This is a genomic window from Enterobacillus tribolii (assembly GCF_003363015.1).
In the GTDB taxonomy this organism is placed as follows: domain Bacteria; phylum Pseudomonadota; class Gammaproteobacteria; order Enterobacterales; family Enterobacteriaceae; genus Enterobacillus; species Enterobacillus tribolii.
In genome coordinates this window covers 59,554-75,695 of record NZ_QRAP01000002.1, presented here as the reverse complement: position 1 = coordinate 75,695, position 16,142 = coordinate 59,554, and the positions used below count along the sequence as shown (strand labels likewise).

Here is a 16,142-nt window from a genome sequence, read left to right as displayed (position 1 = left end):
TTCCTTATCATCAGAACAATAAATTACGCTCTGTTAAGGATAGACAATTATTCCATTTCAGCGACAAATCGTGATTAATTTGCCGCGCGCGAGATGGCGCCGCCCAGGCTTTGGACATCCTCGCCGAATCCTCTGGCGGTATTGCACGCGCTCAGTGCGCCCGCCATCCCCAGCATCAACGCCAACAGTACAAGTTTCTTCAACATTCTCCCTTCCTCCGACGAAAAAAAACCGCGCGCACGCGGTTTTTTTACCCTATTTCGACGACGCATGTCACGCCGCCGCCGGCATTTTATTTCACGCGGGAAACGTATTCGCCAGAACGGGTATCGACTTTGATCACTTCGCCAATTTGAACGAACAACGGCACTTTAACCACAGCGCCGGTCGTCAGGGTAGCCGGTTTACCGCCAGTACCCGCCGTGTCGCCTTTCAGGCCCGGATCGGTATCGACGATTTCCAGCTCAACGAAGTTCGGCGGAGTCACGGCGATCGGCTGGCCGTTCCACAGGGTCACGACGCACTCGGCCTGGTCAAGCAGCCATTTGGCGTTGTCACCCACGGCTTTGGCGTCTGCGGCCAGTTGTTCGAACGTCTCGTTGTTCATGAAATGCCAGAACTCACCGTCGTTGTACAGGTAAGTCAGGTTGACGTCCATCACGTCAGCGCCTTCGGCGGTGTCGGTGGACTTAAAGGTTTTCTCGATCAGCTTGCCGGTCAGCAGGCGGCGCATTTTAACGCGGGCGAAAGCCTGGCCTTTACCGGGCTTCACGAACTCACTGGATTCTACGGCGTAAGGTTCGCCGTCCATCATGATTTTAAGACCGGAGCGGAAATCGTTGCTAGAATAAGTCGCCATAAAGGCCCTCTGATATTAAATACGGGTAGTAAAGCCAAAAATGGCACATATTGTAACCCAAAACACGCCGCCGAGAGAAGATTGGCGGCAGCAACTTGCTGATGTTATCACCGACCCCGCAGAATTGCTCGCCTGCCTGGCGCTGGAACACCATCCGGAACTCGTCGCCGGCATCGCCGCCAGGCGGCTTTTCCCCCTGCGCGTGCCGCGCGCGTTCGTCCGGCGCATGAAGGCGGGCGATCCCCATGACCCGTTGCTGCGCCAGGTCGTCACCGCCGGCGCCGAGTTTGCCGATGTTCCCGGTTACTCCACCGATCCGCTGGAAGAACAACACAACGCCGTTCCCGGCCTGCTGCATAAATATAGCAACCGGGCGTTGTTGCTGGTGAAGGGCGGATGCGCGGTCAACTGCCGTTACTGTTTCCGCCGCCATTTCCCGTATCAGGACAACCAGGGTTCCAAAGCCAACTGGCAGAATGCGCTGGACTACATCCGCCAGCATCCTGAATTGGATGAGATCATCTTTTCCGGCGGCGATCCGCTGATGGCGAAAGACCATGAGCTGGACTGGCTTATCAAGGAGCTGGAAGCCATTCCCTCCCTGAAGCGCCTGCGTATTCACAGCCGTTTGCCGGTGGTGATTCCGGCGCGCATCACGCCCGCCCTGTGCGAACGCTTCTCCCGCTCACGTCTACAGATCGTGCTGGTTACGCACATCAATCATGCCAATGAGATTGACGACGAGCTGCGGGCAGCCTTACAGGCGCTGAAACGGGCCGGCGTCACGCTGCTCAATCAGGGCGTGTTGCTTAAAGGGGTGAATGACAATGCGGATACGCTCGCACAGCTCAGCAACGCGCTGTTTGATGCGGGTATCCTGCCTTACTATTTGCACGTTCTGGATAAGGTGAAGGGCGCGGCGCATTTCATGGTCACGGACGATGAGGCCCGCGTCATCATGCAGCAATTGCTGCGCAAGGTCTCCGGCTATCTGGTTCCGCGCCTGACGCGTGAGATTGGTGGTGAGCCAAGCAAAACGCCGCTCGATCTTCACTTGCGCCAGCAGTAAATCAGGAATGCTAAAAGCCGGCAAGAGCCGGCTTTTAACGTAAACAGATGGCTTATCCGCGTGTTCTTAGCGAACGCGCTCGCCCTGACGGATCAGGTTCTGCATTACCGTCTGGCGAATATCCGCACAGATTTGGTTTGCTTTGAATTCGTACAGCGCATCCATGGTATTACGGGTGGTTTCGTTAATCTGGCCGCGCAGCGAACGATACATAGACGCATTACTCACCAGATTGTCGAATGACGACTTCTTCTGCTCGTAAATTCGCATATTGATGGTTTTCAGCGCATCCAGCTCTTTCTGGCACTGAAGAACGTAGTTGGCTTTCGCCTGCTGCACTTCGCTCATGGCCGGCTGCTGTGGTTCCGGCTGCGGCTGAGGCTCCTCAACAGCAGGTGCCTGAGTGTCAGCCTTCTTCGACGGTAACTGACAACCGCTGAGCGCGATTACGCCTGCCAACAAGGGGAGCAGGAACATCCTGAGCCTCACGCCCATAAAACTACTCTGATAAGCCATGCTTTTCTGTTTCCTCTTATTCCAGCATGATGGAAACCGTTGGGAGAGCTTCTCGTCACCATGCCTTTAATTTTTTATTTATTTTTGTCCGTTCGTCACACGCATCAGAAAAACGTCAACGAACGTTCCTGCCGATCATATGCCCGAAACAAGAATGCCTCTGATGGCAAATTCTACATACAGATAATTCCCAAGCAACCACTATAGCCCATCATTGCACAAAAACTTGCCTCAGATCGGCATAATAACGCAATAATTTATCCTGCTTTTCTCCCCGGACGCGGGATTGTATCGTTAGTAAGCATAAACGCCGCCACAGTTTATGCAATTTTCGGAGCAAACGCGGTTCAGGCAAAAAAAATCCGGAACCAAGGCTCCGGATCAGAATTTTGCGCAGAACAGCGGATCAGTTAGGGCACTTATAAACCTGACCGCTCATTTTGCTGTCCAGCGGGGCAAAACTGGACCAGAAACTTTCGCTCGGGCTGACTGCGCCGTAAATCACGTTTCCGCCCATTGCCGCAGCCTTGTTACGCAAATCATTGGCTGCGCCGCGCATTGAGCTGGACTCACCGCCGCTGCCCGACAGCCAATTGCTTTGCGAACCGGTCACCTCACCCAGCAACTGGCATTCCGTGCCCGGCTTGGTGTCGCTAAATCTTACCTGTTGTCCGGCGGCGTCCAACTGTTGGGTGGTGCTGCACCCTGCCAGCAGCATTATCGCCGCCAGACCAAGTAACCCTTTCATCCGCATCTTCTTCCCCACTTGATATATAGAGAGTAACAGCCTGATTCTACCAAAAAAACCCGCAGGACACTTAGGTTTGCGTGACCTGCGCGGCCCCGGCCGCCACCGTCCAGTTCATTAAATTGCCGGTTGTTCAAGCGCATGTTATTGCATGTCCTCACCGGGCGCAAAAAAATTATCAAATTACGCAGCCAACAACAAAAAACCCCCGCACAAGGCGGGGGTTCAGGCTTAATGCGATTGGACGGTCAGCCCGGCGGATTACATCATTCCGCCCATGCCACCCATGCCGCCCATACCGGCAGCACCCAGATCGGCTTTGTCTTCCTTCGGCAGATCGGTCACCATGCACTCAGTGGTGATCATCAGACCAGCGACAGAAGCTGCGTACTGCAGGGCAGAACGGGTTACCTTGGTCGGATCCAGGATACCCATGTCGATCATGTTGCCATAATCTTCGGTAGCCGCGTTGTAACCGTAGTTACCTTCGCCATCTTTTACTTTGTTAGCGACAACGGACGGCTCTTCACCGGCGTTAGCCACGATCTGACGCAGCGGAGATTCCATTGCGCGCAGAGCAACGCGGATACCTACGTTCTGGTCTTCGTTATCACCAGTCAGCCCGGAGATGCTGTTAGCCACGCGGATCAGCGCCACGCCGCCGCCGGCAACCACGCCTTCTTCCACCGCAGCACGGGTCGCGTGCAGGGCGTCTTCAACGCGGGCTTTCTTCTCTTTCATTTCCATCTCGGTGGCAGCGCCAACCTTGATGACAGCAACACCGCCGGCCAGTTTAGCCACGCGCTCCTGCAGTTTTTCACGATCGTAGTCAGAGGTTGCTTCTTCGATCTGCTGGCGAATCTGGGTTACGCGACCAGAAATCGCAGACTCGTCGCCCACACCGTCGATGATGGTGGTGGTGTCTTTGTTGATAACCACGCGCTTGGCCTGGCCCAGATCTTCCAGGGTCGCTTTTTCCAGCTCCATACCGATTTCTTCAGAAATCACGGTACCGGCGGTCAGGGTAGCGATATCCTGCAGCATGGCCTTACGGCGGTCGCCGAAGCCCGGCGCCTTAACGGCAGCCACTTTCACGATGCCGCGCATGGTGTTCACCACCAGGGTAGCCAGCGCTTCGCCTTCAACGTCTTCGGCGATGATCAGCAGCGGTTTGCCTGCTTTGGCAACGGCTTCCAGAACCGGCAGCATTTCGCGGATGTTGGAGATTTTCTTGTCAGCCAGCAGGATGAACGGGCTTTCCAGCTCAACAGACCCGGTTTCCGGCTTGTTGATGAAATAAGGAGAGAGGTAACCGCGGTCAAACTGCATACCTTCAACCACGTCCAGTTCGTCTTGCAGACCGGTACCTTCTTCAACGGTGATAACGCCTTCTTTACCGACTTTTTCCATCGCTTCGGCAATCAGCTTACCCACGGTCTCGTCGGCGTTGGCGGAGATGGTGCCAACCTGAGCAATGGCTTTAGAGTCTGAGCAGGGAACGGACAGTTTTTTCAGTTCTTCAACGGCGGCAACGACGGCTTTGTCGATACCACGCTTCAGATCCATCGGGTTCATACCCGCAGCAACGGCTTTCAGACCTTCGTTAACGATGGACTGAGCCAGTACGGTTGCGGTGGTGGTGCCGTCGCCCGCAGCGTCGTTAGCTTTGGAAGCAACTTCTTTCACCATCTGGGCGCCCATGTTTTCGAACTTGTCTTCCAGCTCGATTTCACGCGCTACGGAAACGCCGTCTTTAGTGATGGTCGGCGCACCGAAAGATTTATCCAGAACCACGTTACGGCCTTTCGGGCCCAGGGTGACTTTCACTGCGTCTGCCAGTACGTTCACACCGCGCAGCATTTTTACGCGCGCGTCGTTACCAAATTTTACGTCTTTAGCTGCCATAAGGATTTCCCTACAAATTCGTTCGATTCAGGTTAAAAATTCGCGTTACGTTTGCTTAAGCGGATTAGGCTTCAACAACGGCCAGGATGTCGCTTTCAGACATGATCAGCACTTCGTCGTTGTCGATTTTCTCGGTTTTTACGCCATACCCATCGTTGAAAATCACGATATCGCCAACTTTAACGTCCAGCGGTTTAACGTCGCCGTTTTCCAGAATGCGGCCTTTGCCAACTGCAATCACTTCGCCACGGGTGGATTTACCCGCTGCAGAACCGGTCAGAACGATCCCGCCAGCAGATTTAGATTCGACTTCTTTGCGCTTGACGATTACACGGTCGTGCAGTGGACGAATATTCATTGATAGCTCTCCTTTGAGAAGGTCCATATCGTTTTGGGTTGAACGCCGGAAACTTACCGTCTCCTGACTCGTGATAACCTAGATTGGGGCGTCCTTCCCCCCCTTCAAGGGGGGGAAAACAAAAAAATTTTCTTTTTGTTTACGCAGGGGAAACCCGGATGCAGATAATTGAAAGCGCGGCAATGCTGGCCGCGCCTTTCGGCGTGAACGCCCTTATTTATGGTCGAGATGATTGTTATCAGGACGGGAAGAAGCATCGTCACGACGCTCGAACTCCCCCTCAAACACATTGCCATTGCCGCCGCTCCCCGGGCCGGGGCCGCCGGGATAAATGCGAAAATAAGGCAGCAACTTCAGCGTCAGGTGTTTTTGCACCGGCGGCAGAATCAGCAGCAATCCCAGGAAGTCGGTAAAGAAGCCCGGGATCAACAGCAGAAAACCGGCCATCACCAGCGAAACGCTTTTCACCATTTCCGCCGCAGGGCTTTCTCCCTGCGCCAGCTTCTGCTGCATCTGCATCAGCGTACGCATGCCCTGATTTCGCACCAGGGAAATGCCCAGGCAGGACGTCAGGATCACCAACAGTAACGTAACCGCAACACCTAATACGGCGGCCACCTTGATAAAGATAGATATCTCTATGTAAACAAAAAGAAATATCAATATAAGCGGTAAAAAGCGCACCGTATTCTCCTCATTGGGTAATCGCTGCCGGATTTCGCCTTTTGGCGCGGATACGACAGTTTAAAATATAATTACATTCCGGTGAAATAGCGGATTGTCTGCTACTAAATGGTGGCGTTTTGAGCATATTCAACCTAATAACCCAAGATAGTTATTGCACCTATCTGTGAGAGTTATCACAGATATCAGATCGCCATCATAAATATGAACTATATAGTGATCTGGATTCATGCATTTCCGCCCCAGCAGCATATGATCATGAGCACAAAAGAGAGGACGGATGATCCTTTCAAGTTGGGAAACCCAAACAACATATATTATTTAACAAGTTTACAAACTTTGTTTACCACCGGCATCAATTGAAAGAAGGTTCTTATGTCAAACAACATTCGTATCGAAGAAGATCTGTTAGGCACCCGTGAAGTTCCGGCAGACGCCTATTATGGTGTTCATACCTTACGTGCGATTGAAAACTTTTATATAAGCAACAGTAAGATCAGCGACATTCCTGAATTTGTCCGCGGCATGGTTATGGTAAAAAAAGCAGCGGCGCTGGCAAACAGAGAACTTAAAGTTATTCCTAAAAAAACCGCTGAGATTATCGTTAAGGCCTGTGACGAGGTGCTTAACAACGGTAAATGCATGGACCAGTTCCCGGTGGATGTGTTCCAGGGCGGCGCAGGCACCTCTGTTAACATGAACACTAACGAAGTGCTGGCCAACATCGGTCTGGAGCTGATGGGTCATCAGAAAGGTGAGTATCAGTATCTGAACCCGAATGACGACCTGAACATGAGCCAGTCAACCAACGACGCCTACCCGACCGGGTTCCGCATCGCGGTTTACGCCTCCATCATGAAATTGATCGACGCCATCAACCAGCTGCGCGAAGGCTTCGATCGCAAGGCCGTCGAGTTCAAAAACATCCTGAAGATGGGTCGTACCCAGCTGCAGGACGCCGTGCCGATGACGCTGGGCCAGGAATTCAACGCATTCAGCGTATTGCTGAAAGAAGAAGCGAAAAGCATGCAGCGCGCCGCTGAGCTGCTGCTGGAAGTAAACCTGGGCGCGACCGCTATCGGTACCCGCCTAAACACGCCGGAAGGCTACCAGCAGCTCGCCGTGCAGAAACTGGCGGAAGTCAGCGGCCTGCCCTGTGTACCGGCGGAAGATCTGATTGAAGCCACCTCCGACTGCGGCGCTTACGTCATGGTGCACAGTGCGCTCAAACGCCTGGCCGTGAAGATGTCCAAAATCTGTAACGACCTGCGTCTGCTCTCCTCCGGCCCGCGCGCTGGCCTGAACGAAATCAACCTGCCGGAGTTGCAGGCGGGTTCTTCTATCATGCCGGCCAAGGTTAACCCGGTTGTACCGGAAGTTGTAAACCAGCTGTGCTTCAAAGTCATCGGTAACGACACCACCGTCACCATGGCTGCAGAAGCCGGCCAGTTGCAGTTGAACGTCATGGAGCCGGTTATCGGCCAGGCCATGTTCGAGTCAATCCATATCCTGACCAACGGCTGCTACAACCTGCTGGAAAAATGCATCAACGGCATTACCGCCAACAAAGAAATCTGTGAAAGCTTCGTATTTAACTCTATCGGTATCGTTACCTACCTGAACCCGTTCATCGGGCATCATAACGGTGATATCGTCGGCAAGATTTGCGCCGAAACCGGTAAGAGCGTACGCGAAGTTGTGCTGGAACGCGGTCTGCTGACCGAAGCTGAGCTGGACGACATCTTCTCCGTGGAGAACCTGATGCATCCGGCTTATAAAGCCAAGCGCTTTACCGATGAAAACGAGCAGTAATTCAGGTTGATCATTAACAATCAGGCACGTCTGTCCCCTCCTGGCCAGTCGTGCCTTTTTTCATACAGCAGATATTCATCCTAAGTATTTCGGGTTGCTGCCGATAAAATAGAAGCAGTAACCCGAAAGATGCAGGGTAAACACAAAATAAGAATTATTTTCGTTAAATTGTAAGGAGAAACACTATGCTAGCCGTAGAATTGATTATCGTTCTGCTGGCCATCTTTCTTGGGGCCCGGTTAGGTGGGATAGGTATCGGCTACGCCGGCGGCTTGGGGGTACTTGTACTCGCCGCGATTGGCGTTGCGCCTGGTAAAATCCCGTTCGACGTTATTTCCATCATAATGGCCGTTATCGCCGCGATCTCTGCAATGCAGATTGCCGGTGGTCTCGACTATTTGGTACACCAGACGGAAAAACTGCTGCGTAAGAATCCGAAATACATCACGATTCTGGCGCCGATCGTCACCTACTTTTTGACCATCTTTGCCGGCACCGGCAACATTTCCCTCGCCACTCTGCCGGTTATCGCCGAAGTGGCCAAAGAGCAGGGGATCAAGCCTTGTCGTCCACTGTCGACTGCGGTGGTTTCCGCGCAGATCGCCATCACCGCGTCGCCGATTTCCGCCGCCGTGGTGTACATGTCTTCCGTAATGGAAGGCCATGGCATCAGCTACATCCACCTGCTGTCCGTCGTTATTCCGTCGACCTTCCTGGCAATCATCGTGATGTCCTTCCTGGTCTCCATGATTTTCGACTCCAAACTGTCTAACGATCCGGTTTACCAGAAGCGTTTGGCTGAAGGCCTGATTACCCTGCGCGGCGACAAGCAGGTAGAAATCAAAGCCGGCGCCAAAACCTCGGTATGGTTGTTCCTGCTGGGCGTTATCTGCGTGGTGGTCTACGCCATCATCAACAGCCCGAGCCTGGGCCTGGTTGAAAAACCGCTGATGAACACCACCAACGCTATTCTGATTATCATGCTCAGCGTCGCAACGCTGACCACGATCATCTGCCGCGTTGAAACTGACTCCATCCTGAACTCCAGCACGTTCAAAGCCGGTATGAGCGCCTGTATCTGTATCCTGGGCGTTGCCTGGCTGGGCGATACTTTCGTATCCGCTAACATCGACTGGATTAAAGAGACCGCAGGCAGCGTGATTCAGGGCCATCCGTGGCTGCTGGCCGTCATTTTCTTCTTTGCTTCCGCCCTGCTGTATTCTCAGGCGGCAACCGCCAAGGCGCTGATGCCGATGGCGCTGGCACTGAACGTTTCTCCGCTGACCGCCGTCGCTTCTTTCGCTGCGGTATCCGGCCTGTTCATCCTGCCGACCTACCCGACCCTGGTCGCGGCGGTACAGATGGACGACACCGGCACCACCCGCATCGGGAAATTCGTCTTCAACCACCCGTTCTTCATCCCCGGTACGCTGGGCGTGATTCTGGCGGTTTGCTTCGGTTTCCTGCTGGGCAGCGTAATGCTGTAATCCCCACAACAGGGCGCTCCGGCGCCCTGTTCTCATTTACCGTCTTTACATCCTCTTTACTGACAAGCCCCTCCCGCACGTTGTATAGTAACTGCTCATCGTTTCAGGGACTTCCGCCGCTGCGAGGTGTTTATGACTGACGCAAAAAATCAGGTGATCACCGACACGGAAGCCGTTGTGGTTTTATGTACCGCGCCGGACGAAGCCAGCGCGCAAGAGTTGGCAAGCCAGGTGCTCAACGAAAAGTTAGCGGCCTGCGTGACGCTGCTGCCCGGCGCCAGTTCCCTGTATTACTGGGAAGGCCGGTTAGAGCAGGAATATGAAGTACAAATGCTGATTAAAAGCGACCGTCTCCATCAGGAAGCGTTGCTGAACTGCCTGAAACAACATCATCCATACCAAACCCCGGAATTGCTGGTCTTACCCGTCTGCGCCGGAGATAAAGATTACCTGTCATGGCTCAACGCTTCCTTACGCTGATTTTTCTCTTTTTCTGTACCTTACTCCCGGCCCAAGCTTCCCTGTTCGGCAACAGCGGCGGCGGTAAATTCGTCCCCGTCGATCAGGCTTTCAGTTTCGACTTCAGTCAACACAACAACCAGGTAAAGCTCAACTGGCAAATCAGGCCGGGATACTATCTTTACCAGCAGCAAATTCAGGTGGTCGGCAGCGAGGCGCAGCTTGGCGCATTCTCGCTGCCGCAGGGCGTGCATCATAAAGATGAGTTTTATGGCGACGTCATTACGTATCGCGACCAGCTGAGCTTCAGCGTGCCGTTACGCAGCACCGGGCAGCACGCGACGCTTTCCGTCACTTACCAGGGCTGCGCGGAGGCCGGATTTTGCTACCCGCCCGAAACCAAGCTGATTCCACTGCAAAGCGTCAGTGCGTCAGCCGCAGAGAACGCCGCACCGGCCGCAGAAGCAGCATCGCCCGCCCAACCGGAGCAAGATCTGCCCTTCTCCCCGCTGTGGGCGTTGCTGATCGGCATCGGTATCGCCTTCACGCCGTGCGTATTGCCGATGTATCCGCTTATCTCCGCCATTATCCTCGGCCGGGAAAAACCGCACAGCCACCGGCATATTCTGGTGCTGTCGCTGGTCTACGTACAGGGAATGGCGCTGACGTACACCGTGCTGGGCATTGTGGTCGCCGCAGCGGGCATGCAATTTCAGGCCGCGTTTCAGCATCCTTACGTGCTGATCGGCCTTTCGGCGCTGTTTATCGTGCTGGCGATGTCGATGTTCGGGCTGTTTAGCCTGCAACTGCCCTCTTCCCTGCAAACCCGCCTGACATTGTGGAGCAATCAGCAAAAAGGCGGATCGCTGCTGGGCGTTTTCGCCATGGGCGCACTGGCCGGGCTGATTTGTTCTCCCTGCACCACCGCGCCGCTGACCGCCATCCTGCTGTATATCGCCCAGAGCGGAAACCTGCTGGCCGGCGGCGGCACGCTTTATCTGTATGCGTTGGGAATGGGTTTGCCGCTGGTGCTGGTAACAACCTTCGGCAACCGCCTGCTGCCGCGCAGCGGTCCCTGGATGCAAAACGTGAAAGAGGCATTCGGCTTCATTATTCTGGCGTTGCCTATCTTCTTACTGGAACGCGTGCTGGGCGACACCTGGGGATTGCGTTTGTGGAGCATCTTAGGCGTCGCGTTCTTCGGCTGGGCCTTTATCGTCAGCCTGCGCTCCGAACGCGGCCTGGTGCGCGTGCTGCAACTGATTCTGCTGGCCGCCGCGCTGATCTGCGCCCGTCCGTTGCAGGACTGGGTATTCGGCGCGCCCACCGCACAGCAGGACGCCGGTCATCATCTGGCGTTCCGTCAGGTCAACACGCTGGACGAGCTGCAGCAGGCGCTTGATGAAGCGAAGGCCAACCGCCAGCCGGTGATGTTCGACCTTTACGCGGACTGGTGCGTATCCTGCAAAGAGTTTGAGAAATACACCTTCAGCGATCCACTGGTTCAGCAGCAGCTCAGCGGCACCCTGCTGTTACAGGCGGACGTCACCGCTAACAATGCGCAGCACAACGCCATTCTGAAGCACTTTAACGTGCTGGGGCTACCGACAATACTGTTCTTCTCTCCCACCGGCGAGGAATTGACTGCACAACGCGTGACGGGCTTTATGGACGCAGACACGTTTCGGGCGCATTTGCAGAAACGATAACGATCGACAACACTGAATATCCCGGATACCGCATATCCGGACTAACACAGGAGGCCCTCGTGCAAAGAGAAAACGTACTCAGCAAGGTACTCAACCTGCTGGAGCAACAAGGGCTGGCGACGACCACGCTGGAAAGGCTGGCGCCACAGTTGGAAGAAAGCGTGGAGGATATCGTCCGTTACTGGCCGGATCGCGAAGCGCTGATTTATGACAGCCTGCGCTATCACGCCCAGCAAATTGACACCTGGCGCCGCCAGCTATTGCTGGATGAGAGCCAAACCCCGCAACAGAAGCTCCTGGCCCGTTATGAGGTACTGGCGCAGTACGTCAAACAACTGCGCTACCCCGGCTGCCTGTTTATCGCCGCCTGCACTATCTTCCCGGAAGCCGACCACCCTATCCATCAGTTAGCGGAACAGCAAAAACACGCTTCCCACGACTTCACCCTGACGTTGTTGCAGGAACTGGAGGTTGATGATGCCGTGATGGTCGCCGATCAGATGGAACTGATTCTGGAGGGCTGCCTGAGCAAGCTGATGGTGAAACGTAATTTGAATGATGTAGAAACGGCTCGTCGCCTGGCGGAAGACATTTTACGCATCGCAAACTGCCGAAAACACGGCGCATTGAGCTAAAAACAAACATCATGGGCACTTTTTCAGCAGTCGATTCATGAATTTGTCACTTTTTCAGGAAAAGCGTTGACGCCGGACGCCTGATACGGTTTAATGCGCCTCGTTGCCCGGATAGCTCAGTCGGTAGAGCAGGGGATTGAAAATCCCCGTGTCCTTGGTTCGATTCCGAGTCCGGGCACCACTCATTTATAACCCTCGCTTCGGCGGGGGTTTTTGCTTTCTGAGTCAACAACTTGTTGGTTTATCAGTAGTGACCTCTTTTTACTTTCCTCCGGCCCCGCTTCCCGGTGGTACAGGAAGGTGGTACAAAATGAGCATTATGATACAACCAATAAAGAACCGTTTCGGCGTTTACATCCTCCGTAAAGCCGTCTCTAGGCACCTCGGTGGCGTCAGTCCGGAGGCCTTTGAACAGGCCCCGTCGTGAGGACAGAATTTGTCTACTGTCGTGGGGGCAGTCCATTTTCTGGCGTAATGATGAAACACCTTCCGCTGCGCTAAACCGCTTTTTGTACTTTCTGGCACAGGTTTAACGCGCGGTGTTGTTTAGTAGGTACGGAAATAGTGTTGAATCAGCTCAGGTTTTTTTGTTTGCGTCAGCGCAGTCATCAGCAATATCCGGGCTTTAGCAGGATTCAATGAATCCGCGACCAGGCCAGGTTGGCCTTTATCGACGGGTACAACACCATTCCCTGTGCGGGATGAACGTATCACTATAATTCCGGCTTCCTCTGCTTTCCTGATCCCTGCCTCGCTTCTGACAGAAACAGAACCCGCCCCGGTTCCGGCATAAATGATCCCGTCAACATGATGTGAAATTGCTGCATCATACATATATTCCGGATCGTCCTGATAACCATAAATAATCACGACTTCTGGTAATTTGCGCAGATTTCGCACATCAAATACTGAACGCAGGGTATGCACCTTTTCCACTCGCGTCTCAAATTGCGGTGTACCGTTTACAATAATGCCCAGATACCCCTGCTCGGTCGCTTTGAATGTATCCAACGTGGTCGCGTTAGTTTTAGTGGCAAATCTTGCCGAACCAATACGATCATTTAATACCACCATCACCCCGCGGCCCCTGGCATTGGGGTCTGCTGCCACAGTAACGGCTTCCAACAGGTTCATCGCACCATCCGCGCTAATCGCTGTCGCTGGTCTCATTGCGGCAGTGAACACCACGGGCTTATCGCTCTTGACCGTCAGATTCAGGAAGTACGCTGTTTCATCCAGCGTATCTGTACCATGAGTAATCACCACACCATCAACATCATCCCGCGCCAGTAGCGTATTCACCTGCTGAGACAGTTTTAAAATAATATCGCTGGTCATATTTTCACTTCCAATATTAGCAATTTGTTGACCATCAACACGTGCAATATTTTTTATCTCTGGCACAGCGTTAATTAATGTCTGAACACCAATTTCGCCAGATTTATAACCCGATGTTTGTGTTGTATTTGCTGCCGTCCCAGCAATCGTGCCACCTGTCGCAAGAATCACAATATGAGGTTGTGTAGTAGCGCTAAATATACTTTGACTGATAAAAACCAAAGCCACAGCAATGAATATTCTTATATTCATTTTCTTTTCCTCTGAATTTAATTGAACAGGGTGAAACCTGTCAGACTTATTAAATAATCAGGCCAGCACCATTTTTCCAATAATTAAGCCAACGGTAACCGAAACAATGACGTTGACTAAGCCTGGTCGCATAAAGCTATGATTAAGTACGTACTTACCAATCCGCGTGGTTCCGGTGTCATCAAAAGCTAATGCTGCAAGACACTGACCCGCCACGGGAATAAAGAAATAGCCATTGACTGCTGGCCATGATCCAATCAGCGCATAGGCGGGCAGCCCTAACGCCAACCCCAGGGGCAATAAAATGAGGGTTGTTGCGGCCTGACTGCTGACCATCGCGGAGACAAAAAACATCATGATAGCAATGAGCCAGGTATGCTGTTGTAAAAGTGTCTGAACTTCCGCTTTGATCAGTTCGATATGCCCGTTTACAAAGGTTTCGCTCATCCATGCAAGCCCGAAAGCACAGACAATCGCCAGCGCTCCGGCGCGGAAAACCGTACCGCTAATGATTTGATCCACTTGCGGGCGACACAACAATACAATCAGACAGGCAAAGGAGAGCATAGTAATCTGGATTGCTGCTGACATTGAAAGCGGTTGTAGCCCTTTTGCTGTTTCGACCATTGGACGCAGGGCCGGAATAAGCCCCAACAATACAATCACAACCGCACTCATTAAAAACAGCACAACTGAGAGCCTGGCGCGCGACGTAACTTCTGTTTTTTTGCTTTCCTTCTGAACCGGCTGAATTACCCCTTCAGCCAGTCGGCGCTGATACTCCGGGTCGTCTTTTAATTCTTTGCCTTTATTGAAGGTTGCGATTGCCCCCAATGCCACACCAATCAATGTTGCAGGGACACAAATCATCATGATGGTGGAAATTGAAATACCTAAAGGCGCCATCAGGCCGATCATCGCCGCCATTGCGGCTGATATCGGGCTGGCGGTGATTGCCTGTTGTGAGGCGATGACAGAAATGGATAGTGGACGTTCAGGGCGGATCCCTGAGTCACGAGCAACTTCAGAGATAACCGGCAACAAGCTGTATACCACATGCCCCGTTCCAGACATAAAGGTAAAAAGATAACAAATAAAAGGAGCCAGCAACGTAATATAACGTGGGTGCCGTCGCAGAATTTTTTCTGCCAGTTTAACCAGTAAATCCAACCCCCCGGCAGCCTGCAATGATGAGGCGGCTAATACAACAGAAAGAATAATAAGAATAACATCAATCGGCGGAGTTGAAGGTGTCAGGCCGAATACGAATACCATGACGCCCACACCCAACCCACCGACCATCCCTAAAAATACGCCGCCGATTCTGGCGCCAATCATCAAAGCAATAAGAATAAAACACAATTCCGTCCAAAACATACTTCCTCCTGACCTGTGTGGAGTGAATGCTGGGTTAATTTAATGGAACAGCGTTAACAGGCAGAATAAGGTTTGCCAAAACCGAATGCGCCGTAATGTGATAAAACCTGCGCCGCAGATTGCCCTCCCGCTCGCATAGCTGACATCACCATTTCATTATCAGGTTCATCTGTACCGGATTGCATAATGGAGAGCATAAAGCCGGTTAAAAACGCGTCACCAGCTCCCAGCGTATCCACTGGTTCGATATACTGAGGATGCCACTCAAGATAACCATTGGCAGAAAAATAATAAACACCCTCATGTCCACGGGTCGCGATAACATGCCGGCAACCGTAATGATAAACTTTCTCAATTTTTTCTTTTATTTCATCTGATGATAAATCACTGCAAGAAATAAAACCGTAGCTTATCCATGGACATACACTTTCGAAATATTCATCAGTACCGCGCCCGGAAAAATCAAATGAAATAAGATTATTATTCTGTTTTATCTTTTCCAGCTCTGGCTCCAGAAAACCGTTGATACTGGAGTGTACTAAATTGAATTGAGAAATATAATGGAGATCGTCTTGTGATAGTGTCAAAGGATGCTCACGCAGCACCCCATTTTTATTGCTGGCAACAAACTCCCGATCACCATTTTTCAGTCGAATACATGCGTATCCATTCTCACCAGCATAATGACGGCAGTGAGTAGTATCTATCTCAAACTCATGCAAGACATCCTGCACATGCCTTGCAGCTTCATCATCGCCAAAGGCTCCCATGAAAGCAGCAGGTACGCCAGCGAGTTTTGCATACACGGAAAAATTTAATGCATTCCCCCCCGGATACATTATTCCGGAATGGAGGTATTTATCGACAACATTGTCACCAATACCTATAACGCTAATGCTCATAACTAATCCTTGATTTATATATAGAATAAAAA

At 52.5% G+C, this 16,142-nt stretch carries 16 protein-coding genes, 1 tRNA gene and 1 pseudogene; 8 read left to right on the top strand and 10 right to left on the bottom strand.

Annotated elements, in window-relative coordinates:
• Positions 1-74 precede the first annotated feature (74 nt).
• The gene (locus C8D90_RS05010) at positions 75-206 is read right to left on the bottom strand and encodes an entericidin A/B family lipoprotein (protein WP_115457339.1); all 132 of its coding nucleotides are present in this window, start codon (positions 204-206) and stop codon (positions 75-77) included.
• Positions 207-292: 86 nt separating this feature from the next.
• On the bottom strand, positions 293-859 hold the full coding sequence (efp, locus tag C8D90_RS05005; RefSeq protein WP_115457338.1) for an elongation factor P: 567 nt from the start codon (positions 857-859) through the stop codon (positions 293-295).
• Positions 860-899: 40 nt separating this feature from the next.
• Here efp and epmB point away from each other — a divergent pair, with 40 nt between their 5' ends.
• Positions 900-1,928, top strand: coding sequence for an EF-P beta-lysylation protein EpmB (epmB, locus tag C8D90_RS05000; protein ID WP_115457337.1), 1,029 nt, complete (start codon positions 900-902; stop codon positions 1,926-1,928).
• Between the two features lie 66 nt (positions 1,929-1,994).
• Here epmB and C8D90_RS21935 read toward each other — a convergent pair whose 3' ends face one another.
• From C8D90_RS21935 to C8D90_RS04975, 5 genes are all read right to left on the bottom strand, one after another.
• Positions 1,995-2,444 (bottom strand): hypothetical protein, encoded by a 450-nt coding sequence (locus C8D90_RS21935; RefSeq protein ID WP_147291324.1) that lies wholly within the window; start codon positions 2,442-2,444, stop codon positions 1,995-1,997.
• A 406-nt stretch (positions 2,445-2,850) separates the two neighbouring features.
• Positions 2,851-3,198, bottom strand: a complete 348-nt coding sequence (locus C8D90_RS04990) for a DUF4156 domain-containing protein (RefSeq protein ID WP_115457335.1) — start codon at positions 3,196-3,198, stop codon at positions 2,851-2,853.
• Between the two features lie 255 nt (positions 3,199-3,453).
• On the bottom strand, positions 3,454-5,097 hold the full coding sequence (groL, locus tag C8D90_RS04985) for a chaperonin GroEL (protein WP_115457334.1): 1,644 nt from the start codon (positions 5,095-5,097) through the stop codon (positions 3,454-3,456).
• 64 nt (positions 5,098-5,161) lie between these two features.
• On the bottom strand, positions 5,162-5,455 hold the full coding sequence (locus C8D90_RS04980) for a co-chaperone GroES (RefSeq protein WP_147291323.1): 294 nt from the start codon (positions 5,453-5,455) through the stop codon (positions 5,162-5,164).
• 213 nt (positions 5,456-5,668) lie between these two features.
• On the bottom strand, positions 5,669-6,139 hold the full coding sequence (locus tag C8D90_RS04975) for an FxsA family protein (RefSeq protein ID WP_115457332.1): 471 nt from the start codon (positions 6,137-6,139) through the stop codon (positions 5,669-5,671).
• Positions 6,140-6,514: 375 nt separating this feature from the next.
• On the opposite strand from C8D90_RS04975, the gene aspA reads away from it, so the two are divergent.
• The 7 genes and pseudogenes from aspA to C8D90_RS22465 all read left to right on the top strand — a co-directional run.
• A complete protein-coding gene (gene aspA, locus C8D90_RS04970) occupies positions 6,515-7,951 on the top strand; it encodes an aspartate ammonia-lyase (protein WP_115457331.1) in 1,437 nt (478 codons plus the stop codon).
• 185 nt (positions 7,952-8,136) lie between these two features.
• Positions 8,137-9,438 carry an anaerobic C4-dicarboxylate transporter gene (locus C8D90_RS04965; RefSeq protein WP_115457330.1) on the top strand — a complete coding sequence of 434 codons (1,302 nt, stop codon included), beginning with the start codon at positions 8,137-8,139 and terminating at the stop codon, positions 9,436-9,438.
• Between the two features lie 132 nt (positions 9,439-9,570).
• On the top strand, positions 9,571-9,918 hold the full coding sequence (gene cutA / locus C8D90_RS04960) for a divalent cation tolerance protein CutA (RefSeq protein WP_115457329.1): 348 nt from the start codon (positions 9,571-9,573) through the stop codon (positions 9,916-9,918).
• Complete coding sequence (locus C8D90_RS04955; RefSeq protein ID WP_115457328.1) at positions 9,894-11,606, top strand: protein-disulfide reductase DsbD; 1,713 nt, start codon at positions 9,894-9,896, stop codon at positions 11,604-11,606. The genes cutA and C8D90_RS04955 overlap by 25 nt, the downstream gene beginning before the upstream one ends.
• Before the next feature lie 59 nt (positions 11,607-11,665).
• Positions 11,666-12,241, top strand: a complete 576-nt coding sequence (locus C8D90_RS04950; protein WP_115457327.1) for a transcriptional regulator — start codon at positions 11,666-11,668, stop codon at positions 12,239-12,241.
• A 105-nt stretch (positions 12,242-12,346) separates the two neighbouring features.
• Positions 12,347-12,422: transfer RNA gene (locus C8D90_RS04945), tRNA-Phe, on the top strand.
• A 226-nt stretch (positions 12,423-12,648) separates the two neighbouring features.
• A pseudogene (locus tag C8D90_RS22465) lies at positions 12,649-12,774 on the top strand (hypothetical protein); the annotation flags it as partial.
• Positions 12,775-12,787: 13 nt separating this feature from the next.
• Here the strand turns inward: C8D90_RS22465 and fraE are convergent.
• Genes fraE through C8D90_RS04925 form a run of 3 tightly spaced genes read right to left on the bottom strand, consistent with a single transcriptional unit; the run spans position 12,788 to position 16,110 of the window.
• A complete protein-coding gene (gene fraE, locus C8D90_RS04935) occupies positions 12,788-13,831 on the bottom strand; it encodes a fructose-asparagine asparaginase (RefSeq protein WP_115457326.1) in 1,044 nt (347 codons plus the stop codon).
• 57 nt (positions 13,832-13,888) lie between these two features.
• Positions 13,889-15,208 (bottom strand): anaerobic C4-dicarboxylate transporter family protein, encoded by a 1,320-nt coding sequence (locus tag C8D90_RS04930; protein ID WP_115457325.1) that lies wholly within the window; start codon positions 15,206-15,208, stop codon positions 13,889-13,891.
• Positions 15,209-15,261: 53 nt separating this feature from the next.
• Positions 15,262-16,110, bottom strand: a complete 849-nt coding sequence (locus C8D90_RS04925; RefSeq protein ID WP_115457324.1) for a fructoselysine 6-kinase — start codon at positions 16,108-16,110, stop codon at positions 15,262-15,264.
• Between the last annotated feature and the right edge of the window lie 32 nt (positions 16,111-16,142).

Coding starts and splice junctions, on each gene's coding strand:
- C8D90_RS05010 (WP_115457339.1), bottom strand. CDS start 206: ATGTTGAAGAAACTTGTACTGTTGGCGTTGATGCTGGGGATGGCGGGC.
- efp (WP_115457338.1), bottom strand. CDS start 859: ATGGCGACTTATTCTAGCAACGATTTCCGCTCCGGTCTTAAAATCATG.
- epmB (WP_115457337.1), top strand. CDS start 900: ATGGCACATATTGTAACCCAAAACACGCCGCCGAGAGAAGATTGGCGG.
- C8D90_RS21935 (WP_147291324.1), bottom strand. CDS start 2,444: ATGGCTTATCAGAGTAGTTTTATGGGCGTGAGGCTCAGGATGTTCCTG.
- C8D90_RS04990 (WP_115457335.1), bottom strand. CDS start 3,198: ATGCGGATGAAAGGGTTACTTGGTCTGGCGGCGATAATGCTGCTGGCA.
- groL (WP_115457334.1), bottom strand. CDS start 5,097: ATGGCAGCTAAAGACGTAAAATTTGGTAACGACGCGCGCGTAAAAATG.
- C8D90_RS04980 (WP_147291323.1), bottom strand. CDS start 5,455: ATGAATATTCGTCCACTGCACGACCGTGTAATCGTCAAGCGCAAAGAA.
- aspA (WP_115457331.1), top strand. CDS start 6,515: ATGTCAAACAACATTCGTATCGAAGAAGATCTGTTAGGCACCCGTGAA.
- C8D90_RS04965 (WP_115457330.1), top strand. CDS start 8,137: ATGCTAGCCGTAGAATTGATTATCGTTCTGCTGGCCATCTTTCTTGGG.
- cutA (WP_115457329.1), top strand. CDS start 9,571: ATGACTGACGCAAAAAATCAGGTGATCACCGACACGGAAGCCGTTGTG.
- C8D90_RS04955 (WP_115457328.1), top strand. CDS start 9,894: ATGGCTCAACGCTTCCTTACGCTGATTTTTCTCTTTTTCTGTACCTTA.
- fraE (WP_115457326.1), bottom strand. CDS start 13,831: ATGAATATAAGAATATTCATTGCTGTGGCTTTGGTTTTTATCAGTCAA.
- C8D90_RS04930 (WP_115457325.1), bottom strand. CDS start 15,208: ATGTTTTGGACGGAATTGTGTTTTATTCTTATTGCTTTGATGATTGGC.
- C8D90_RS04925 (WP_115457324.1), bottom strand. CDS start 16,110: ATGAGCATTAGCGTTATAGGTATTGGTGACAATGTTGTCGATAAATAC.